The sequence below is a fragment of the Geodermatophilus sp. URMC 63 genome, from assembly GCF_053502565.1.
Map to the genome: position 1 here is coordinate 4,754,720 of NZ_CP199956.1, position 21,707 is coordinate 4,776,426.

Consider the following 21,707-nt stretch of genomic DNA (forward strand, 5'->3'; position numbering starts at 1 on the left):
GCGTCACGCCCACGACGACACCGTCGTCGCCCGCGACGGGGCCGACCGGGACGGGACCACTCCCCCGTCACGCTGCTCGAGCTCACCGACGGCGGCCTGCGGCGCAGCGCCGTGTGGCCCGACGAGAGCCACCTCGGGCCTCGACCCCCACGACCGGCCGGCCGACCGAGCGCCCGAGAGGCAGCGGCTGCAGCGCTGACCGCACGACAGCGGCCCGGCACCCCATGAGGGGTACCGGGCCGCGGCCGGAGGGAGAGGACTACATCAGCGCTGCGGGCCGATGCCGTTCTCGTTGAGCCCCTGGATGATCCGCGAGGACTCCTCGAACCCGATGACGACGATGCCGTCGGGGTTGAGGTCCACCATCTGCTGGACCTCGGAGTCGAAGTTCGCGGCGTTCGGGTCGTAGATGACGCTCACGACCTGGTCCTCGGACAGACCGCCGGACAGCAGGTTGTTGCGGGTGTTCTCCGCGAGACCGGTGCCGTAGGCGTCGTTGCGGGCCAGGATGCCCACGGTGTTGTTGCCGTCCTCCGCGATCAGGTCGGCCAGGGCACGCGCCTGCAGGACGTCCGGCGGGGCGGTGCGGAAGTACAGGCCGTTGTCGGCGTAGTCGGTGAACTGGTCCGACGTGTTGGCCGGGCTGATCTGCATGACGCCGGCCGACGTGATCCGGTCGATCACGTTGAGGCTCACGGTCGAGGACGCGGCGCCGACGATGGCGTTGACGCCGGCCTGCAGCAGCCGGTCGACGGTCTGCGTCGCGGTGTCGGTGGTGGCGTCGCCCGAGTCACCCTCCTCCAGGCGGACGTCCTGGCCGAGGACGCCGCCGGCGGCGTTGACCTCCTGCACGGCCAGCTTGGCGCCGGCGACCTCGGGGGGGCCGAGGAAGGCGAGGTCACCGGTCAGCGGCAGCAGGGTGCCGATGACCAGCTGCTCGCCGGTGGTGCCGGGAGCCGCGGGCGCGGGGCCCTCGTCGGTGGTCGCGTTGGCCTCGTCACCGGCGAGCACGTACTGGGTGGCCGAGTCGTCGATCTTGTTGTCGTCGCCGAACTGCTGGATGCCGAAGCTCGCCGCGGCCGGCTCACCCGCATCGACGAAGGCCAGCGGGCCGCTGACGCCGTCGTAGTCGGGGTTGCCCCCGGCGTTGACGATGTCGATGCACGCCTGGAACGAGTCGCACTTCTCGCCGCCGGTGGTGACACCGTTGACGTAGGCCTTGAAGACGTTGGCGTCGTTGCTGCCGGCCAGTTGGGCGGCCAGTGCGGTGAGCACGACGGCGTCGTAGGTCTCACCGGCGTAGTTGAAGGTGTTGCCCAGGTTGGGATCGACCGTCAGCAGCCGGTCGGTGAAGTCGCCGGCCAGCTCGGTGAGGGGCAGCGTGCCCTTCATCCCGGCGAGGGCACCCTGCTCCTCGAAGTCCTCCCCGAGGGGGGACCCCGTGTTGCCGTCGGTGCCGTAGACGTTGACCTGCTTCTCGCCGCCGCCCGAGGCGTCGCCGCCCGAGCCGCTGCCGCTGTCGTCGCTGCCGCCACCACAGGCGGTCAGGGCGACGAGCGCAGCGGAGGTGACGGCGATGCTGCGGGCGTAGGTACGCGTGCGCATCCAGCAACTCCCAGTTGTCGTACGTCGGTCCGGGGCAGGCGGGAGCGCCCGCCTCGTCAGCCCGCCGAACCTAACTGCTGCGCCGGGAGATCGAGCCGGCCGGGAGGACACCGATACGGTGTCGTGACCTGGCCTTCTCCGGTGGGGTGATGCCGTCCCTCAGGAGGGTGCACCGTCCGCCGGGACCGGCGTGTCGGGGGCCAGGATCCGCTCGGCGAGCGCCTTCATCGACGTCCGCTCGTTCATGGCGGTGCGCTGGATGAAGCGGAAGGCCTCGGCCTCGGTCATGCCCTGCTGGCTCATCAGGACGCCCTTGGCCTTCTCCACGACCTTGCGTGCCTCCAGGCGCTCCTCGAGGGAGCGCACCTCGCCGTCGAGCGCGGCGATCTCGGTGAACCGGGCACGGGCGACCTCGATGGCCGGGACGAGGTCGTTCTTGGAGAACGGCTTGACCAGGTAGGCCATCGCGCCGGCGTCCCGGGCCCGCTCGACCAGCTCTCGCTGGCTGAAGGCGGTCAGCACGATGACCGGCGCAATCCGGGTCGAGGCGATCTGCTCCGCGGCCGCCAGCCCGTCGAGGACGGGCATCTGGATGTCGAGGATGACCAGGTCGGGTGTCAGCTCGCGGGCGCGGTCGACGGCGGTCTGGCCGTCGCCGGCCTCGGCCACGACGACGTACCCCTCCTCCTCCAGCATCTCCTTGAGGTCGAGGCGGATCAGCGCCTCGTCCTCGGCGATGAGGACCCGGGTCGGCTCGCTGCTCACGGCGGGGAGCCTAGCGACGACGGGGCGTCTCGGCTGCCCGGCTAAGCTGCACCTGCCGTGACCTCGGTCGCGGCACCAGCCCCCGTACCCCAATCGGCAGAGGGAGCGGACTCAAAACCCGCGCAGTGTGCGTTCGAGTCGCACCGGGGGCACTCCGCTGATCGTCGGCCTACCGGCCGACACCGCCACCACGTGCCGTCCCCGGCTCGCGTGGAGCCGTGCAGTCGAGTCCTCCTCGGGGACCCTCCGGGCCCCGCTCGTCGGCCGACACCGCCACCACGTGCCGTCCCCGGCCACCGTGGAGCCCACCCCGGCACTCGGTCGCGGGAGCCTCCGGCCCCCACTCCTCGCACCACCCCGCAGGGCGGCGTCCGTCCCGGCGTCCTCGTCCTGAGGGCCGCCGGGGGCACCGCATACGGTGGCGGGGTGAGCGAGCCCGTGCCCCACATGACCCCCGAGCAGTTCCGGCAGCACGGTCACGAGGTGGTCGACTGGATCGCCGACTACTGGTCGCGGCTGGAGTCCTTCCCGGTCCGGTCGAGGGTTGCGCCCGGCGACGTGCGGGCCGCCCTCCCGCCGTCGGCACCCGAGCACGGCGAGCCGTTCTCCGCCGTCCTGGCCGACCTCGAGCGCGTCGTCCTGCCGGGGATCACCCACTGGCAGCACCCCGGCTTCCTCGCCTACTTCCCGGCCAACACCTCCGGACCCTCCGTGCTCGGCGACCTGCTCTCGGCGGGCCTCGGCGTGCAGGGCATGTCGTGGGTGACCAGCCCGGCGGCCACCGAGCTCGAGCAGCACGTCCTCGACTGGCTGGCCGACCTGCTCGGCCTGCCGGCGGCGTTCCGGTCCACCGGCACCGGCGGCGGCGTCGTCCAGGACTCCAGCTCCGGGGCCAACCTGGTGGCGCTGCTCGCCGCGCTGCACCGGGCCAGCGGCGGGGCCACCGTCCGGCACGGCGTGCTGCCCGACGAGTACACGGTCTACGTCTCCTCGGAGACGCATTCGTCGATGGAGAAGGCGGTGCGGATCGCCGGGCTCGGCACCGACGCCGTCCGGCTGGTGGAGGTCGACGGCGACCTGGCGATGCGCCCGGCGGCCCTGGCCGCGCGGCTGGAGCGCGACACCGCCCGCGGTCTGCGCCCGGTGCTCGTCTGCGCCACCGTCGGGACGACGTCGACCACCGCCGTGGACCCGCTGGCCGAACTCGGCCCGATCTGCCGCCGGTACGGCGTCTGGCTGCACGTGGACGCCGCCTACGCTGGCGTGAGCGCCGTGGCGCCGGAGCTGCGGCCGCTGCAGGCCGGCGTGGAGGAGGCCGACAGCTACACCACCGACGCGCACAAGTGGCTGCTCACCGGCTTCGACGCCACCCTGTTCTGGGTCGCCGACCGGGCCGCGCTCACCGGGGCGCTGGCGATCCTGCCGGAGTACCTGCGCAACGCCGCCACGGACGCCGGCGCCGTCGTCGACTACCGCGACTGGCAGATCGAGCTCGGCCGCCGGTTCCGGGCGCTCAAGCTGTGGGCGGTGCTGCGCTGGTACGGCGCGGAGGGGCTGCGGGCGCACGTGCGGTCCGGTGTGGCGCTGGCGCAGGAGCTGGCCGGCTGGGCCGACGCCGACGACCGCTTCGACGTCGTCGCGCCGCACCCGCTGTCGCTGGTGTGCCTGCGGCCGCGCTGGCCGGCCGACGTCGACGCCGACGTGGCCACCATGACGCTGCTGGAGCGGCTCAACGACGGCGGGGAGGTCTTCCTGACCCACACCACCGTCCGCGGGCAGGTGGTGCTGCGGGTGGCGCTCGGCGCCCCAACGACGACGCGGGCGCACGTCGAGCGCGCCTGGGCGCTGCTGTGCGAGGGCCACGACTGGCTGGCCGACGACTTCGCCGAGCAGGCCGCCGAGCGGGCACGGGCCGAGGCGGAGCGCCGGGCCGAGGCGGAGCGCCGGGCCGAGGCGGAGCGCCGGGCCGAGGCGGAGCGCGCCGCCGCGGCCACCGACAGGGGCACGCACGGCGCGGAGGCGGGACCGGAGGAGACCAGTCAGGAGGGGACCGGCCGGGAGGAGGTCGGGGCACCAGCGGGCGAGCCCGCCGCCGTCACTCCCCCAGTGTCCGGATGAGCCCCTCCTGCGCGACGGTGGCCACGTGGGTGCCGTCGGCGGACCAGATGCTGCCGAAGCACAGCGCCCGCCCGGCCGAGGCGGCCGGGCTGTCGGTCTCGTAGAGGAACCACTCGTCGGCGCGCACCGGCGCGTGGAACCACACGGCGTGGTCGAGGCTCGCGCCGACGTAGCGGGCGCCCCAGCCGCCGCCGATGCGCGCCAGCCCGGCCGAGAGCAGCGTCAGGTCGGTGACGAAGGTGAGGGCGGCGGCGTGCACGGCGGCGTCGTCGGGCAGCCGGCCGGCGACGCGGAACCAGGCGTGGGTCTGGGTGCGCGGCGGGGCCTTGGGCTCGGGCGCGAAGGGGTTGGCCAGCGGGCGCTGCTCGACCGCCCGGCTGATCTCCAGCGCCGGTGAGGCGAGCTCGCCGTGCCCGGCCGCGTACTCGGCCAGCGAGGGCAGCTCGTCGGGCCGCGGGACGTCGGGCATCGGCCGGGCGTGCGCGACGACGGCCTGCTCGCCGGCGTGGAAGTCCGCCGTCAGCGCGAAGACCGCGACGTCCTCACCGCGGCGCCGCTGGCAGGCGATGACACGGCGGGAGGAGAACGACCGGCCGTCGCGGATCCGCTCGACGGTGTAGCGCAACTCCTCGTGCGGGTCGCCGGGCCGCAGGAAGTAGGAGTGCAGTGAGTGCACGCCCCGGCCGCTCCCCACCGTCCGCCCGGCGGCCATGAGCGCCTGCCCGGCCACCTGGCCGCCGAAGATCCGCTGCAGCCGGGTGGTGGGCGTTTGGCCGACGAAGACGTCGGTCTCGCGCTCCTCGAGGTCGAGGACGGTCATGAGGGCGGCGGCCTGGGACCCGCCGCCGCTCACGAGTCGGTCCCGACCTCGTGCACGCGGATCAGGTTGGTCGACCCGGGGGTGTTGGGCGGGCTGCCGGCCACGACGACGACGCGGTCGCCCTCCCGGAGCCGGCCGATGGACAGCAGCGAGAAGTCGACCTGGCGGACCATGTCGTCGGTGTGCTGCACGGAGGGCACGAGGAAGGTCTCCACGCCCCAGGACAGCGCCAGCTGGCTGCGGACCCGCCCGTCGACGGTGAAGGCCAGCAGCGGCTGCCGCGGGTGCAGCGCGGCCAGCCGGCGGGCGCTGTCGCCGGTCTGCGTGAACGTCGCGAGCGCCTTGACGTCCATCGCCTCGGCGATGTCGCGGGCCGCGCGCACGATCGCCCCGGAGCGGGAGCGCGACTTGCGGTGCAGGTCGGGCACCCACGCCTCGTCGCTCTCGACCGCGTCGATGATCCGCTCCATCGTGCGCACCGCGCCGATCGCGTAGCGGCCCACCGACGTCTCCCCGGAGAGCATCACGGCGTCGGCGCCGTCGAGGACGGCGTTGGCGACGTCGGAGGCCTCGGCGCGGGTCGGGCGGGAGTTCTCGATCATCGACTCGAGCATCTGGGTGGCCACGATGACCGGCTTGTTGCGCTCGCGGGCGGCCTGGACGGCGCGCTTCTGCACCAGTGGCACCGTCTCCAGCGCCAGCTCCACGCCGAGGTCGCCGCGGGCGACCATGATCCCGTCGAAGGCCTCGACGATGGCCTCGAGGTTCTCCACCGCCTCGGGCTTCTCCAGCTTGGCGATGACCGGGACGGAGATGTCCTCCTGGCGCATGATGTCGCGCACCAGCTCGACGTCGGCCGGCGAGCGGACGAACGACAGCGCGATGAAGTCCACCGACAGGTGCAGGGCGAAGCGCAGGTCCTCCTCGTCCTTCTCCGACAGCGCCGGGACGCTCACGGCCACGCCGGGCAGGGACAGGCCCTTGTTGTTGGAGACCTGGCCGCCCTCGACGACCAGGCACCACACGTCGGGGCCGTCGACGGAGACCACCGACAGCGCCAGCTTGCCGTCGTCGACCAGCAGGCGGTCGCCGACCCGGGCGTCGGCGGCCAGGCCCTTGTAGGTCGTGGAGACGCGCTCGGCGGTGCCCTGGACGTCGTCGACGGTGATGCAGACCCGGCTGCCGGTGTCCCAGGTGACTGGCCCGTCGGCGAAGGTGCCGAGGCGGATCTTGGGGCCCTGCAGGTCGGCCAGGATGGCGACGGCGTGGCCGGTCCTGTCCGAGGCCTGGCGCACCTTGAGGTAGGCGGCCTCGTGGTCGGCGTGCGAGCCGTGGCTGAAGTTGAGCCGGGCGACGTCCATCCCCGACTCGACGAGGGCGGTGATCTGCTCGAGGGAGTTCGTGGCCGGGCCCAGGGTGCAGACGATCTTCGCGCGACGGCTCATGTCGTAGACGCTAGTTGACGGACCCTCCCGACCCCCGACCCCTCGCGGGTCCGCGAGGGGCGAGGGTCAGGAGGGACCGTCAGCGCAGCGCGACCGCCGTCGGGGTGACCGGGCGCGGCAGCATGGAGCTGCCGGTCAGCCACGTGTCGGCGGCGCCGGCGGCGGCGCGGCCCTCGGCGATCGCCCAGACGATGAGCGACTGGCCGCGACCGACGTCACCGGCGACGAACACGCCCGGCACGGTCGACATGAACTCCTCGTCGCGGGCGACGTTGCCGCGGGCGTCGAGCTCCAGGCCGAGGGTCTCCACCAGGCCCTCGCGCTGGACACCGGTGAAGCCCATGGCCAGCAGCACCAGCTGGGCCGGCAGCTCCCGTTCGGTGCCCTCGACCTTCTGGAAGCGGCCGTCGACCCGCTCGACCTCGTGGATGACCAGCGCGCGCACGTGCCCCTCGTCGTCGCCGAGGAAGCGCTCGGTGTTGACCGAGTACAGCCGCTCGCCGCCCTCCTCGTGCGCCGAGGAGATCCGCATGATCATCGGGTAGGTGGGCCAGGGGTTGCCCTCCGCCCGCGTGTCCGGCGGGGCCGGCATGATCTCCAGCTGGGTCACCGAGCGGGCGCCCTGCCGGTGCGAGGTCCCCAGGCAGTCCGCGCCGGTGTCACCGCCACCGATGATGACGACGTCCTTGCCCGCAGCGGTGATGGGCGGGTCGTCGAGCTCGCCGAGCGCCTGCCGGTTGCCGAAGGGCAGGAACTCCATGGCCAGGTGGATGCCCGACAGCTCCCGCCCGGGCGCGGGCAGGTCGCGGCCGACAGTGGCGCCGGCGGCCAGCACGACGGCGTCGTACTCGCTGCGCAGCTGCTCGGCGGACAGGTCGGCCTCGCCGCTGCCGCCGACCTCGACGCCGGTGACGAAGCGGGTGCCCTCGGCGCGCATCTGGTCCAGCCGCCGGTCGAGGACGGCCTTCTCCATCTTGAACTCGGGGATGCCGTAGCGCAGCAGCCCGCCGATCCGGTCGGCCCGCTCGTAGACGGTGACGTCGTGGCCGGCGCGGGTCAGCTGCTGGGCGGCGGCCAGCCCGGCCGGGCCCGACCCGACGACGGCGACCTTCTTGCCGGTCCGCTCGGCCGGGGCCTGCGGACCGACGTGGCCGCGCTCGAAGGCCTGGTCGACGATCTCCCACTCGATCTGCTTGATCGTGACCGGCGAGTCCTGCAGGTTCAGCACGCAGGCGCCCTCGCACGGGGCGGGGCACAGCTTCCCGGTGAACTCCGGGAAGTTGTTGGTCGCGTGCAGGCGCTCGATCGCCTCCTGCCAGTCGTCGCGGCGGGCCAGGTCGTTCCACTCCGGGATGAGGTTGCCCAGCGGGCACCCGTGGTGGCAGAAGGGGATGCCGCAGTCCATGCACCGGGCGGCCTGCTGGCGCAGCGCCGTGACCGGGTAGACGGCGTCCTCACCGCTCTGCCGGGAGAGGTAGACGTCCTTCCAGTCCAGGATGCGGACGTCGACGGGCCGCCGCGGCGGCATCGCCCGCTCGTACTTCAGGAACCCCGTCGAGTCAGCCACGTGCGGCCTCCATCACTGCTCGGTCGACATCCGTCCCGGCGGCCTCGGCGGCGCGCCGGGCCTCCAGCGCGCGCCGGTAGTCGCGCGGCATGATCACGCTGAACTGCTCGGACCAGCGGCCCCAGTCGGCCAGCAGCGCGGCGGCCACGGGGGACTCGGTCTCGGCCTGGTACCGGAGCAGCACCTCCCGCAGCCACTGCGCGGACTCCCCGTCCAGCGGCTCGATGTCGACCATCTCGCCGTTGACCCGGTGCCGGGCCAGGTCGAGGACGTAGCCGATGCCGCCGGACATGCCCGCCGCCACGTTGCGGCCGGTGGGCCCCAGGATCACCGCGCGCCCGCCGGTCATGTACTCCAGCGCGTGGTCGCCGACGCCCTCGACGACGGCCAGGGCGCCGGAGTTGCGGACGCAGAAGCGCTCGCCGACCCGTCCGCGCAGGAAGACCTCCCCGCCGGTGGCGCCGTAGCCGATGACGTTGCCGGCGATGACGTTGTCCTCGGCGGGGAAGGTCGCCTCCCGCGCCGGCCGCACGACGATCCGCCCGCCGGAGAGGCCCTTGCCGACGTAGTCGTTGGCGTCGCCGAACAGCCGCATGGTGATCCCGCGCGGCACGAAGGCGCCGAAGGACTGGCCGGCCGACCCGGTGAAGGTCAGGTCGATCGTGCCGTCGGGCAGGCCTTCGCCGCCGAAGCGGCGGGTGACCATCGAGCCCAGCATCGTGCCGACGGTGCGGTTGACGTTGCGCACCGGCAGCTCCAGGCTCACCGGCCGCGCGTCGAGCAGCGCGCCCTCGCACAGCTGGATCAGCGTCTGGTCCAGCGCGACGTCGAGGCCGTGGTCCTGGGCGCGCACGGCGTGCCGCGGGGTGCCCTCGGGCAGGTCGGGCAGCGCGAGCATCGCCGACAGGTCCAGGCCGCGGGCCTTCCAGTGGTCGACCGCCTGGCGGGTGTCGAGCAGCTCGACGTGACCGACGGCCTCCTCGACGCTGCGGAAGCCCAGCTCGGCCAGGTACGCGCGCACCTGCTCGGCGAGGAACTCGAAGAAGGTGACCACGAACTCCGGGCGCCCGGTGAACCGCTTGCGCAGCTCCGGGTTCTGCGTCGCGACGCCGACGGGGCAGGTGTCGAGGTGGCAGACCCGCATCATGATGCAGCCCGAGACCACCAGCGGAGCGGTGGCGAAGCCGTACTCCTCGGCGCCCAGCAGCATCGCCACGACCACGTCGCGGCCGGTCTTCATCTGCCCGTCGACCTGCACGACGATCCGGTCGCGCAGGCCGTTGGCCAGCAGCGTCTGCTGCGTCTCGGCCAGGCCGAGCTCCCACGGCGAGCCGGCGTGCTTGAGCGAGGTCAGCGGGGCGGCGCCGGTGCCGCCGTCGTGCCCGGAGATGAGCACCACGTCGGCGTGGGCCTTGCTGACCCCGGCCGCAACCGTGCCGACGCCGACCTCGGCGACCAGCTTGACGTTGACCCGCGCCTGGTCGTTGGCGTTCTTCAGATCGTGGATGAGCTGCTTGAGGTCCTCGATCGAGTAGATGTCGTGGTGCGGCGGCGGGCTGATCAGGCCGACGCCCGGCGTCGAGTGCCGGGTGCGGGCCACCCACGGGTACACCTTGCCGCCGGGCAGCTGGCCGCCCTCGCCGGGCTTGGCGCCCTGCGCCATCTTGATCTGGATGTCGTCGGAGTTGACCAGGTACTCGCTGGTCACGCCGAAGCGGCCGCTGGCCACCTGCTTGATCGCCGAGCGGCGCAGGTCGCCGTTGGGGTCGGGCACGAACCGGTCGGGGTCCTCCCCGCCCTCGCCGGTGTTGGACCGCCCGCCGAGGCGGTTCATCGCGATGGCGAGGGTCTCGTGCGCCTCCTGGGAGATGGAGCCGTAGCTCATCGCGCCGGTCTGGAACCGCTTGACGATCTCGCTGGCCGGCTCGACCTCCTCCAGCGGCACCGGCGGCCGCACACCCTGCCGGATCGAGAACAGGCCGCGGAGGGTGGCCGCGTCCTCCGACAGCTGGTCGACGGTCTGGGTGTAGCGCTCGAAGACCTCGTACTGCCGCGAGCGGGTGGAGTGCTGGAGCAGGAACACCGTCTCGGGGTTGAACAGGTGCACCTCGCCCTCGCGGCGCCACTGGTACTCCCCGCCGGTCTCCAGGCGGCGGTGCGCCCGCTCGGTGGGGTTCTCCGGGTAGGCGCGCCGGTGCCGCATGGCGACCTCCTCGGCGAGCACGTCGACGCCGACCCCGCCCAGGGGGGCGGAGGTGCCGGTGAAGTACTCGTCGACGACCTCCTTCGACAGGCCGACCGCCTCGAAGATCTGCGCCATCGTGTACGAGCCGACGGTGCTGATGCCCATCTTGCTCATGACCTTGAGGACGCCCTTGCCCAGCGCCTTGACCACGTTGCGCACGGCCTGCGCCGCCTGGACGCCGGTGAGCGCGCCGTCGCGGATGAGGTCCTCGATCGACTCGAAGGCCAGGTAGGGGTTGACCGCGGCCGCGCCGTAGCCGAGCAGCAGCGCGACGTGGTGCACCTCGCGGCAGTCGCCGGACTCGACGACGAGGCCGACCTCCATGCGGGTCCGCTCGCGCACCAGGTGGTGGTGCACCGCGGCGGTCATCAGCAGCGACGGGATCGGCGCGCGCCTCTCGTCGCAGTCGCGGTCGGAGAGCACGATGACCCGGGCGCCGGCCGCGATGGCCTTGCTGACCTTGGTCCGCAGCTCCTCGACCGCCTGCACCAGCGCCGGGCCGCCGCCGGTGACGTCGAAGTGGCCGGTGATCCGGACGGCGGCGAAGCCGGGCAGGTCGCCGTCGTCGTCGATGTGCAGGATCTTGGCCAGCTCGTCGTTGTCGATGACCGGGTAGGGCAGGAACACCTGGCGGCAGGACGCCGGGGTGGCCCGCAGCAGGTTCTGCTCGGGGCCGAAGGTGCGGCCCAGGCTGGTCACCAGCTCCTCGCGGATGGCGTCCAGCGGCGGGTTGGTCACCTGCGCGAACAGCTGCCCGAAGTAGTCGTAGAGCAGCCGGGAGCGGTCCGACAGCGCCGCGATCGGGGTGTCGGTGCCCATGGAGCCGATCGGCTCGGCACCGCTGGAGGCCATCGGGGTGAGCAGGACGCGCAGGTCCTCCTCGGTGTAGCCGAACAGCAGCTGCCGGCGGACGACGGACTCGTGGCTGGGCCGCGCGCGCCGCCGCTCGGGCAGCTGCGGCAGGTGCACCAGGCCGGCGTGCAGCCAGTCGTCGTAGGGGTGCTCCCCGGCCAGGGCGCCCTTGACCTCCTCGTCGGAGACGATCCGCCCGGAGGTGGTGTCGACGAGGAACATCCGGCCCGGCTGCAGCCGGCCCTTGGCGACGACGTCGCCGGCCGGGATCTCCAGGACGCCGGCCTCGCTGGCCAGGACGACGAGGTCGTCGCGCGTCCGCCACCAGCGGCCCGGGCGCAGGCCGTTGCGGTCGAGGACGGCGCCGATGACGGTGCCGTCGGTGAAGGCCACGCAGGCCGGCCCGTCCCAGGGCTCCATGATCGAGGAGTGGAACCGGTAGAAGGCCCGGCGGGCCGGGTCCATCTCGTCGTGGTTCTCCCACGCCTCCGGGATCATCATGAGCACCGCGTGCGGCAGCGAGCGGCCCGACAGGTGCAGCAGCTCGAGCACCTCGTCGAAGGTGGCCGAGTCGCTGAAGTCGCTGGCGGTGACCGGGAAGATCCGCTCCAGGCCGAGCTCGCTGGCCGGGCCGGCGGGGCCGTCGAACAGCTCGGTCTCGAGCTTGGCCTCGCGGGCGCGCATCCGGTTGCGGTTGCCCTTGATCGTGTTGATCTCGCCGTTGTGGGCGATGAACCGGAACGGGTGGGCCAGCGGCCAGCTCGGGAAGGTGTTGGTGGAGAACCGGCTGTGCACCAGGGCGATCGCCGACTGGTAGCGCTCGTCGCGCAGGTCGGGGAAGAACGCCGGCAGCTGGTCGGTGGTCAGCATGCCCTTGTAGGTCAGCGTCCGGCACGACAACGAGACGACGTAGAGGGAGCTGCCGGCCTCGCGGGCCTCGCGCTCGGCGCGCTTGCGCAGCACGAAGGAGCGCCGCTCCAGCCGGGTGACACCGTTGACCGACCGCGGGCCGCCGAACGCGGCGGCGTCGGCGCGGGCGCCCATGGTCTCGGCGACGAACACCTGGGCGAAGTGCGGCATGACCGCGCGGGCGGTGGGGCCGAGGTCGGCGCCGTCGGGGTCGACCGGCACGTCGCGCCAGCCGAGGACGGTCAGGCCCTCCTCGGCGGCGATGCGGGCGACGTCGGCGCGGCGGTCCGCCCGCTCGGCCTCGTCGACGGGCAGGAAGGCGATGCCGACGGAGTACTCGCCGACCGGGGGCAGGTCGAAGTCGACGCTGGCCCGCAGCAGCTCGTCGGGGACCTGGGTGAGGATTCCCGCGCCGTCACCGGAGTTGGGCTCGGAACCGGCGGCCCCGCGGTGGTCGAGGTTGTGCAGCGCGGTCAGCCCGGCGGCGACGATCTTCCGCGAGCGGCGGCCCCGGGCGTCGGCCACGAAGGCGACTCCGCAGGCGTCGGAGTCGTTCGCCGGGTCGTAGAGACCGGTGGCGGGCGGCACCGCGGAGAAGGGGACGGCCGAGGTGGGCGCGGTGCGCGCGGCCTGGGGGGCGGGGGTGGGAGACCCGAGCATGATCACTCCCGTCGTCGGCTGCCGCGCCGTCCTCAGGGGAGGGCGGCGTGGGGGCGCGGAGCCCGGCCGGTGGTCAAGGGGGGCGGAGCGGGGAGGTACGGCGGGGGGTGCAGACGCGGGGCTGCGGTCGAGCCGCGACCGGCTGGAGCACGGTGTGTCCGGGCCGGCTGGGGTCAGCGGCCCCACGGGTGGTGCCGCGGGGTCGTCGTCCGCGGGGCAGCGCTGGCCCGGTCCGACACGTGCGACCCACCAGGATCACTGGGGGATCTGGAGGAAGAGTACACAGCCGGGACGGCCGGCCGACCCGCCCGAACGACGTGTGCGGCGCGTCCGGTCAGGCCGTGCCGGGCGCGTCGTGAGAACGGTCACCGGCCCGCCGGGCGGCGGGGGCGTCCGCACTGGTCGGGACCTCGTCCGCCGGGTCGCCGGCCGGTTCCGGGGTGTCGTCGTCGTCACGTCCGGCAGCCCCGACGGCCTCCCGGTCCTCCGGGTGGACCACCTCGCGCGGGCGGCCGCGCTGCCAGACGACGTAGGCGACGGCGAGCAGGCCCACCACGACGGCGGTGAAGACGTTGAGCCGGATGCCGAAGAAGGTGTTGGCCGGGTCGATGCGCAGCAGCTCGATCCACAGGCGGCCGGCGCAGTACAGCGCGACGTAGAGGGCGAACGCGCGGCCGTGGGAGAGCCGGAAGCGGCGGTCGGCCCAGACGACGACAGCCGCGGCGGCGAGGCACCACAGCAGCTCGTAGAGGAAGGTCGGGTGGAAGGTGCCGAGCACCACCGGCTGACCGTCGGCTCCGGCGACGGCCCGTCCGCCGTCCCACTCGTAGACCCGCAGGGCCCAGGGCAGGTCGGTGGGGCCGCCGTAGAGCTCGTTGTTGAACCAGTTGCCCAGCCGGCCGATCGCCTGGGCGACCAGCAGGCCGGGGGCGATGGCGTCGCCGAAGGCCGGCAGCGGGATGCCGCGGCGGCGGCAGGCGATCCACGCACCGACGCCCCCGAGGGCGATCGCGCCCCAGATGCCCAGGCCGCCCTCCCAGATGGCGAAGGCGCGCAGCGGGTCGCCGCCCTCGCCGAAGTAGGGCTGCGGCGTCGTGAGCACGTGGTAGAGCCGGCCGCCGAGGATGCCGAAGGGCACCGCCCAGACGGCGATGTCGAGCACCTCGCCGGGCCGGCCGCCGCGGGCCACCCAGCGCCGCTCGGCGATCCAGCAGGCGGCCACGATGCCGGCGATGATGCACAGCGCGTAGGCCCGGATCGGGAAGGGGCCGAGCTCCCAGACACCCTGGGTGGGGCTGGGGATGACCGCGAGCGGGCTCACGCCGTCACGCCCGCGCGGCGGCGGACGCCCTCGGCCAGCTCGGCCGACAGCGCGCGGACGCCCTCCGGGCCGTGTCCGTCGAGCACCTGCCGGACGTAGGCCGAGCCGACGATCACGCCGTCGGCGAAGCCGGCCACCTCGGCGGCCTGGTCGCCGTTCGAGACGCCCAGGCCCACGCACACCGGCAGCTCGCCGGCCACGGCGCGGGTGCGGGTGACCAGCCGCTCGGCCGCGTCGCTCACCGCGGCCCGGACGCCGGTGACGCCCATCGTGGAGGCGGCGTACACGAAGCCGCGGCAGGCGGCGACGGTGGCGGCCAGCCGGGCGTCGGTGGACGACGGCGCGACCAGGAAGACCCGGTCGAGACCGGTGCGGTCGGTGGCGGCCAGCCAGGGCCCGGCCTCGTCGGGGATCAGGTCGGGGGTGATCGCGCCCGCACCCCCGGCGGCGGCCAGGTCGTCGGCGAACCGGTCGACGCCGTAGTGCTCGATGGGGTTCCAGTAGCTCATGACCACGGGCACCGCCCCCGCGTCGGCGATCGCGCGGACCGCACCGAACACGTCGGACAACCCCACGCCGGCCCGGACGGCGACGTCCATCGCCTCCTGGATGACCGGGCCCTCCATCCCGGGGTCGGAGTACGGGACGCCGATCTCCACGGCGTCCGCCCCGCCCTCCACCAGCGCGACCATGGCCTCGATCGAGCGCGGCACGTCGGGGTAGCCGACCGGCAGGTAGCCGATCAGCGCGGCCCGCCCCTCGGCCCGCGCCTGCGCGACCCGGTCCTCGAGCGCGCTCACGCCGACTCCCCCGCGTCCTGTCCCGGCACCGCGTCGCCGGAGGCGACCGCGCCCTCGGTGGGCCGCTGGTCGGTGTCCATGCCCGGGCCGGGATCGACCTCGGTGCGGTCGCCGAGCCCGAACCAGCGCGACGCCGTCTCGACGTCCTTGTCCCCGCGCCCGGAGAGGTTCACCAGCAGCAGCGCGTCCGGGCCCAGCTCCCGGCCCAGCCGCATCGCGCCGGCCAGGGCGTGCGCGGACTCGATGGCCGGGATGATCCCCTCGGTGCGCGACAGCAGTGCGAAGGCCTCCATGGCCTCGGCGTCGGTGACCGGGCGGTACTCGGCGCGGCCGATGTCGTGCAGGTGGGAGTGCTCGGGGCCCACGCCCGGGTAGTCCAGGCCCGCACTGATCGAGTGCGACTCGATGGTCTGGCCGTTGTCGTCCTGCAGCAGGTAGGAGCGGGCGCCGTGCAGCACGCCCGGCGAGCCGCCGGTGATCGTGGCCGCGTGCCGGCCGGTCTCGACGCCGTCGCCGGCGGCCTCCAGGCCCAGCAGCCGCACGCCCTCGTCGGGGACGAAGGCGGTGAAGATCCCGATCGCGTTGGACCCGCCGCCCACGCAGGCCAGGACGGCGTCGGGCAGCCGGCCCTCCCGCTCGAGGACCTGCGCGCGGGCCTCGTCGCCGATGACCCGCTGGAACTCGCGGACCATGAGCGGGAAGGGGTGCGGGCCGGCGACGGTGCCGAACACGTAGTTCGTCGTCTCGACGTTGGTCACCCAGTCGCGGAAGGCCTCGTTGATGGCGTCCTTGAGGGTGCGCGAGCCGGTGGTGACCGGGACCACCTCGGCGCCGAGCAGCCGCATGCGGGCGACGTTGAGCGCCTGGCGGCGGGTGTCCTCCTCGCCCATGTAGACGGTGCACGACAGGCCCAGCAGGGCCGCGGCGGTGGCGGTGGCGACGCCGTGCTGGCCGGCGCCAGTCTCGGCGATGACCCGCTGCTTGCCGATGCGGCGGGTCAGCAGCGCCTGGCCGAGCACGTTGTTGATCTTGTGCGAGCCGGTGTGGTTGAGGTCCTCGCGCTTGAGCAGCACCCGCGCCCCGCCGCAGTGCTCGGCGAACCGGGGCACCTCGGTGACCGGGCTGGGCCGGCCGGTGTAGTCGCGCTGCAGCGCGGCGAACTCCTCGACGAAGGCCGGGTCGGCCCGCATGGCCTCGAACGCCTCGGTGAGGTCGTCGAGCGCCGCGATCAGCGCCTCGGGGACGAAGCGCCCGCCGAAGACGCCGAAGTGGCCGGTGGCGTCGGGCCAGGCGGGGTGCGCCGACTCGAGTCGCTGCTCGGGAGGGTGCACGGCACTGGTCGTCATGCGCCCAGTGTCCCTCGTGAGCGAGCGCGCAGGTGGCGGAGGGGTCGGCGGGTCGTACTCGACCCGGCCGGGCGCCACCTCCCCACCGTCGACGGCGGAACCGGACTGCCCGCGAGGCCGTGCTGCCGACGTCTCGCTGGTCGGGCGGGCACGCCGGCGTCCGGGCGGTGCTGACCGACGCCGCGGCGCTGCTGGGCCCGGCGAGTCGGCGCGCTGAGCCCGGGACACACCTGACCGGCAGCGACCGCCGCCACGCCTCACTGCGGGAGGGCGGTGAGTCCTCGCTGCCGGGCGGCGGCGGCGAGCCGGCCGTCGAAGCTCGCCAGTGTCGCTCCGGCCTGCTCGGCGGCGAGCAGGACACAGCAGTCGGGCATCCTCAGGCTCGTGCTCGCGCGGAGCTCGGCGAGGCGGAGTGCCGAGTCCGCCGGGGAGGACAGCGCGGTCACCTCGAGGTCGCGCAGCGCCCGGAGGGCGACGTCCACCCGCCCCTGACGCACCGGTCCGACGAGCGTCTCCGCCAGGTTCAGGGGGTGGACGGCGAGGTCGTCGTCGACGTGCGCCGCGAGCAAGGCCCTCGCCGCGTCGTGGTGGGCGTCACTGCCGTCGAGGAACGCGACGAGGACACTCGCGTCCAGCACGATCAGCTCGGCCACTCGTCGCGGAGCCGGTCGAGGTAGCCCGGGCCGAACGCGCCGGTGAGCGCCCCACCGTGCCGCTCGATGGCAGCCAGCCGCTCCGCCCGGTGCAGCCGGTGCGCGGCTTCACCGACGCGGTGCCCCTCCAGGGCGAGCCGCACCAGCAACTGGGCCCGGCTGAGGCCGGGCCAGCGGACCGCGGCGGCGTCGAGGGCTGTCCTCAACTCGTCGGACTCCGTCACGACGTGACGGGGACGAGTCGTCGGCACCCACTCAGTGGGTCACCAGCCGATGCGGTGCATCACCGGCGTGGGAGACGCACCCCCGGCGCGCGGGTGCGCCGTCGACCCCGGCCCGCGATCCGGGGCGCGCTCAGCGGGTGGTGCGCGGGGTGGCCGGGTGCGAGCCGGCGGTGACCAGGTCGGCGACGGCCTGGCGGGCGTCCCCGGCGGTGACCAGGCCCTCGCCGACGAGCACCGCGTCGGCGCCGGCACCGGCGTAGGCGATGAGGTCGTGCGGGCCGCGGACGCCGGACTCGGCGACCTTGACGACCTCCGAGGGCAGGCCGGGGGCGATCCGCTCGAAGGTGGAGCGGTCGACGGCGAGGGTGGTGAGGTCGCGGGCGTTGACGCCGATGACCGAGGCCCCGGCCGTCAGCGCGCGGTCGGCCTCGGCCTCGGTGTGCACCTCGACCAGCGCGGTCATGCCCAGGGACTCGACCCGCTCGAGCAGGCCGGTCAGCGCGTTCTGCTCGAGGGCGGCGACGATGAGCAGGACGACGTCGGCGCCGTGCGCGCGGGCCTCGTGCACCTGGTAGCTGCTGACCACGAAGTCCTTGCACAGCACCGGGACGTCGACGGCGGCGCGGACGGCGGCCAGGTCGGCGTGCGAGCCGCCGAAGCGGCGGCGCTCGGTGAGCACGCTGATGACCCGGGCGCCCCCGGCGGCGTACTGGGCGGCGAGCACCGCGGGGTCGGGGATGTCGGCGAGGGCGCCCTTGCTGGGGCTGCGCCGCTTGACCTCGGCGATGACACCGACGCCCGGCTCGCGCAGGGCCGCCAGGGCGTCCAGCGCCGGCCGGGCGTCGCGGGCGGCAGCCCGCACCTCGGCCAACGGAGTGGCCACCTCGCGCGCCGCGACGTCCTCGCGGACGCCGGCGACGATCTCGTCGAGGACGGTCACTCCGCCTCCTCGCTGCTGGTCGGTTCGTCCCGGGCGGGACCGGGTAGTGGTCGAGGCTGGCCTGGAGCCCACCGGACCGGTGGACCCACTCTAGAAGGAGCGGCCGGGCGCCCTGGTCGCCGGGTCGTCGTCGCCGGGGTCGTCGTCGCCGGGTCGTCGTCGCCGGGGTCGTCGGTCGGGTCGGCGGTCGGGTCGTCGCCGCGGTCCAGGGCCCGCCAGGCGTCCAGCGCCCGGTCCTCGTCGGTGCGGGCGCGGGCCGGGGCCGGGGCGGCGGCGCCGGGGGTCCGCTCGTAGCGGCGTCCCATGCCGGGCCACCGCCGTCCGCGGACGACGACCAGCAGTCCGGCGGTCGCGGCGAGGACGGCGGCGACCAGGCACAGCACCGGCCAGCCGGCGGCGAGGTCGACCGCGGCCGTCTCCCCCGGCGCGAGCGGCCCGGGCCCCGGGCCGGAGACGAGCGACCGGACCGCCGACCAGCCGAGCACCAGCCCGGAGGCCAGCACCAGCGCCCCGACGGCGGCCCGCCCGGCACCGCGGACGGCGAGGACGGCGACCGCGGCGGCCAGCAGCACCAGACCGCAGGCCGCCACGAGGGGCGCGACGGTGGCCCCGGTGAGCGCCTCGCCGACCGGCGGCAGCGGTGGGGGGCGGGTGACGGTGACCGTCGCCCACGTCTGCCCGCCGGCCGACAGCGCGAGCCCGCCGGCCAGCGCGCACCCGGCGACGGCGGCGCCCAGCTCCCGGCGGACCGCGCTCACCGGACCTCCCGCATGCCCTCCGCGGTCGCGATCGCCGAGAGCACCGCCCGCGCCTTGTGCCGGGTCTCGGCCTCCTCGGTGGCGGGGTCGCTGTCGGCGACCACGCCGGCGCCGGCCTGCACGTAGGCCCGGCCCTGGTGCAGGACGGCGGTGCGGATGGCGATGGCCATGTCCATGTCGCCGCTGGCGTCGAGGTAGCCGACGGTGCCGGCGTACAGGGCCCGGCGGGTGGGCTCGATCGACTCGATGATCTCCATCGCCCGCGGCTTGGGGGCGCCGGAGACGGTGCCGGCGGGGAAGGTCGCGTCGAAGACGTCGAGCGCGTCGCGGCCGGGGGCGACCTCGCCGGACACCGTGGAGACCAAGTGCATGACGTGGCTGTAGTACTCGACCCGCATGAAGTCGGGGACCTCGACCGTGCCCGGCACGCACACCCGGCCGAGGTCGTTGCGGGCCAGGTCGACGAGCATCACGTGCTCGGCGCGCTCCTTGGGGTCGGCGAGCAGGCCCTCGGCCAGCCGCAGGTCCTCCTCCTCGGTGGCCCCCCGCGGGCGGGTGCCGGCCGGCGGGTGTACCACGGCCTGGTCCTCGGTGACCGTCACCAGCGCCTCCGGCGAGGACCCGACGACGTCGAACGGCGACTCCCGGCCGGCGAAGCGCAGCAGGTACATGTACGGCGAGGGGTTGGTCGCCCGCAGCACCCGATAGAGGTCCAGGGCCTCCACGTCGGTCCGGGTCTCGAAGCGCTGGGCGAGCACGACCTGGAACGCGTCGCCGGCGCGGATGTGCTCGCGGACGGTCTCCACCCCGGCCTCGAAGGCCCCCGGCGCCATGGTGCTGCGCACCGGCGGGGGCTCGGCGGGGGTGAAGGCGGCCACGCCCGGCGGCACGGCCTCGGTCAGGTCGGCGGCCATGGCGTCGAGCCGGGCGACCGCGTCGTCCCAGGCGGCACCGCGGTCGCCGGAGCCGGCGAGGGCGTTGGCGATGAGCAGCACCGTGCCGTCGGTGTGGTCGAGCACGGCCAGGTCGGTGACCAGCATGAGGGCGAGCTCGGGCATGCCGAGGTCGTCGGTGGCCGTGTCCGGCAGCCGCTCGAGCCGCCGCACGACGTCGTAGCCGAGGTAGCCGACCAGGCCGCCGGTGAGCCGGGGCAGGTCGGGCCGGCGCGGCGAGCGCAGCCGGCGGGCCAGCGTGCGGACGGCGGCGAGCGGGTCGGCGGGCAGCTCGTCGGTCAGCCCGGGCAGCGGGTCGCCCAGCCAGACGGTGGCGCCGTCGCGCTCGGTGAGGACGCCGGCGGCGCGGACGCCGACGAAGCTGTAGCGCGACCACCGCTTGCCCTGCTCGGCCGACTCCAGCAGCACCGTGCCGGGCCGGTTGCCGGCGAGCTTGCGGTAGACGCCGACCGCGGTCTCGCCGTCGGCCAGCAGCCGCCGGGTGACCGGCACCACGGGCTGGTCGAGCGCGGCGCACTCCTCCCGCGAGGGCGAGGTCTCACCGAGCCGCACGGGAGGCCTCCAGCGGCCGGTGGAAGCAGCTGCGCTCGCCGGTGTGGCAGGCCGGCCCCTCCTGGTCGACGAGCACCAGCAGCGCGTCGCCGTCGCAGTCCAGGCGCACGTCGCGGACCCACTGGCGGTGACCGGAGGTCTCCCCCTTCACCCAGTACTCACCGCGGCTGCGCGACCAGTAGGTGGCCCGGCCGGTGGTCAGCGTGCGGTGCAGCGCCTCGTCGTCCATCCAGGCCACCATGAGCACCTCACCGGTGTCGTGCTGCTGGACGACGGCGGCGACCAGCCCGGCGGGGTCGCGGCGCAGCGCTGCGGCGACCGCGGGGTCCAGGGCGGACTCGGCGGCGGGGACGGCGGACATGCCCCGATCGTCCCACCGGACGGCGACGGTCCCGGTCAGCGGCCCCGGGCCGCCTCCGACGGGGTCAGCGGGTGTCCGCGGCGTCGCTGCCGGCGGCCCAGCGCCGGACCGCGCCGACGAGCAGCAGGCCGGTGCCCACCGCGGGCGCGGCGGCGAAGAACAGCACGCCGACGACGAGGACCCCGGCCGGGTCGGAGCCGACGGCGTCGTCGACCAGACCGCCGAGGGTGAGCAGCCGCACCAGCCAGTAGAGGGCGAGCCCGAGCTGCGCCGCGAAGCCGGCCAGCAGGGTCAGCCAGGACGACCGGGCGCGCCGGTTGAGGACCAGGACGCCGCCGACCACGAGCGCGATCGCCGAGAGCAGCTGGACGACGGTCAGCACGGTGGCCTCGGTGACGAGCGCGTCCGCCTCCTCCGCGTCGGTCGCGCCGGGCACGGTCGCCAGGAAGCCGAAGGTGCTGGCCAGCAGCAGCACGTAGGCCGACGCGACGGCCACGACGCCGGCCTGCGCGAACGCCAGGACCGCGGCGGCCACGACCTGACCGGGCCGGCGGGGCCGGGAGGGCACCGGCGGCCCCCAGACCGGGACGCCGTGGCCCTGCGCGCCGTACCAGGGCGTGCCGTACCCGGGGACGCCGTACCCGGGGACGCCGTACCCGGGGACGCCGTGCCCCGCCCACGGCGCCGGCGCGGTGACCGGGGGCCCGGCGTACGCGAGCGGGTCGGTCGGCCGCGCCGGGTCCGACCAGGGGCTGCTCCCGGCGCCGCCGGGAGTCACAGCGCCGCCGGGAGTCACGGCGCCGCCGGGAGTCA

17 protein-coding genes and 1 tRNA gene are annotated in these 21,707 nt (G+C 74.7%); 2 read left to right on the forward strand and 16 right to left on the reverse strand.

Annotation, left to right across the window (positions count from 1 at the left end; genetic code table 11):
• Positions 1-264 precede the first annotated feature (264 nt).
• Together ACWIZO_RS23130 and ACWIZO_RS23135 are read right to left on the reverse strand one after the other, a co-directional pair.
• Entirely contained in the window at positions 265-1,605 is a 1,341-nt protein-coding gene (locus ACWIZO_RS23130; RefSeq protein ID WP_448639942.1) for an ABC transporter substrate-binding protein, read from the reverse strand.
• A gap of 159 nt (positions 1,606-1,764) precedes the next feature.
• Positions 1,765-2,370, reverse strand: coding sequence for an ANTAR domain-containing response regulator (locus ACWIZO_RS23135; RefSeq protein ID WP_448639943.1), 606 nt, complete (start codon positions 2,368-2,370; stop codon positions 1,765-1,767).
• Positions 2,371-2,448: 78 nt separating this feature from the next.
• Here ACWIZO_RS23135 and ACWIZO_RS23140 point away from each other — a divergent pair.
• Positions 2,449-2,522: transfer RNA gene (locus ACWIZO_RS23140), tRNA-Leu, on the forward strand.
• A gap of 274 nt (positions 2,523-2,796) precedes the next feature.
• Positions 2,797-4,488 (forward strand): aminotransferase class I/II-fold pyridoxal phosphate-dependent enzyme, encoded by a 1,692-nt coding sequence (locus ACWIZO_RS23145; protein ID WP_448639944.1) that lies wholly within the window; start codon positions 2,797-2,799, stop codon positions 4,486-4,488.
• Here ACWIZO_RS23145 and ACWIZO_RS23150 read toward each other — a convergent pair.
• The 14 genes from ACWIZO_RS23150 to ACWIZO_RS23215 form a co-directional block, all read right to left on the reverse strand.
• Positions 4,466-5,341, reverse strand: a complete 876-nt coding sequence (locus tag ACWIZO_RS23150) for an acyl-CoA thioesterase (RefSeq protein WP_448639945.1) — start codon at positions 5,339-5,341, stop codon at positions 4,466-4,468. The genes ACWIZO_RS23145 and ACWIZO_RS23150 overlap by 23 nt on opposite strands.
• The gene (gene pyk / locus ACWIZO_RS23155; RefSeq protein ID WP_448639946.1) at positions 5,338-6,753 is read right to left on the reverse strand and encodes a pyruvate kinase; all 1,416 of its coding nucleotides are present in this window, start codon (positions 6,751-6,753) and stop codon (positions 5,338-5,340) included. Before pyk ends, ACWIZO_RS23150 begins: the two co-directional genes overlap by 4 nt.
• Before the next feature lie 79 nt (positions 6,754-6,832).
• Positions 6,833-8,320 carry a glutamate synthase subunit beta gene (locus tag ACWIZO_RS23160; protein ID WP_448639947.1) on the reverse strand — a complete coding sequence of 496 codons (1,488 nt, stop codon included), beginning with the start codon at positions 8,318-8,320 and terminating at the stop codon, positions 6,833-6,835.
• Positions 8,313-12,986 carry a glutamate synthase large subunit gene (gene gltB / locus ACWIZO_RS23165; protein ID WP_448639948.1) on the reverse strand — a complete coding sequence of 1,558 codons (4,674 nt, stop codon included), beginning with the start codon at positions 12,984-12,986 and terminating at the stop codon, positions 8,313-8,315. Before gltB ends, ACWIZO_RS23160 begins: the two co-directional genes overlap by 8 nt.
• Positions 12,987-13,320: 334 nt before the next feature.
• Entirely contained in the window at positions 13,321-14,307 is a 987-nt protein-coding gene (lgt, locus tag ACWIZO_RS23170; RefSeq protein ID WP_448639949.1) for a prolipoprotein diacylglyceryl transferase, read from the reverse strand.
• On the reverse strand, positions 14,304-15,107 hold the full coding sequence (trpA, locus tag ACWIZO_RS23175) for a tryptophan synthase subunit alpha (RefSeq protein ID WP_448639950.1): 804 nt from the start codon (positions 15,105-15,107) through the stop codon (positions 14,304-14,306). Before trpA ends, lgt begins: the two co-directional genes overlap by 4 nt.
• Positions 15,104-16,453, reverse strand: a complete 1,350-nt coding sequence (gene trpB / locus ACWIZO_RS23180) for a tryptophan synthase subunit beta (protein WP_448639951.1) — start codon at positions 16,451-16,453, stop codon at positions 15,104-15,106. The genes trpA and trpB overlap by 4 nt, the downstream gene beginning before the upstream one ends.
• Positions 16,454-16,710: 257 nt before the next feature.
• A complete protein-coding gene (locus ACWIZO_RS23185) occupies positions 16,711-17,091 on the reverse strand; it encodes a type II toxin-antitoxin system VapC family toxin (RefSeq protein WP_448639952.1) in 381 nt (126 codons plus the stop codon).
• A 2-nt stretch (positions 17,092-17,093) separates the two neighbouring features.
• A complete protein-coding gene (locus ACWIZO_RS23190; RefSeq protein WP_448639953.1) occupies positions 17,094-17,330 on the reverse strand; it encodes a hypothetical protein in 237 nt (78 codons plus the stop codon).
• 130 nt (positions 17,331-17,460) lie between these two features.
• Positions 17,461-18,270 carry an indole-3-glycerol phosphate synthase TrpC gene (trpC, locus tag ACWIZO_RS23195; RefSeq protein ID WP_448639954.1) on the reverse strand — a complete coding sequence of 270 codons (810 nt, stop codon included), beginning with the start codon at positions 18,268-18,270 and terminating at the stop codon, positions 17,461-17,463.
• Entirely contained in the window at positions 18,267-19,028 is a 762-nt protein-coding gene (locus ACWIZO_RS23200) for a Trp biosynthesis-associated membrane protein (protein WP_448639955.1), read from the reverse strand. Before ACWIZO_RS23200 ends, trpC begins: the two co-directional genes overlap by 4 nt.
• Entirely contained in the window at positions 19,025-20,533 is a 1,509-nt protein-coding gene (locus tag ACWIZO_RS23205; protein WP_448639956.1) for an anthranilate synthase component I, read from the reverse strand. Before ACWIZO_RS23205 ends, ACWIZO_RS23200 begins: the two co-directional genes overlap by 4 nt.
• The gene (gene hisI / locus ACWIZO_RS23210; protein ID WP_448639957.1) at positions 20,520-20,894 is read right to left on the reverse strand and encodes a phosphoribosyl-AMP cyclohydrolase; all 375 of its coding nucleotides are present in this window, start codon (positions 20,892-20,894) and stop codon (positions 20,520-20,522) included. The genes ACWIZO_RS23205 and hisI overlap by 14 nt, the downstream gene beginning before the upstream one ends.
• 64 nt (positions 20,895-20,958) lie before the next feature.
• Entirely contained in the window at positions 20,959-21,672 is a 714-nt protein-coding gene (locus tag ACWIZO_RS23215; RefSeq protein WP_448639958.1) for a hypothetical protein, read from the reverse strand.
• Between the last annotated feature and the right edge of the window lie 35 nt (positions 21,673-21,707).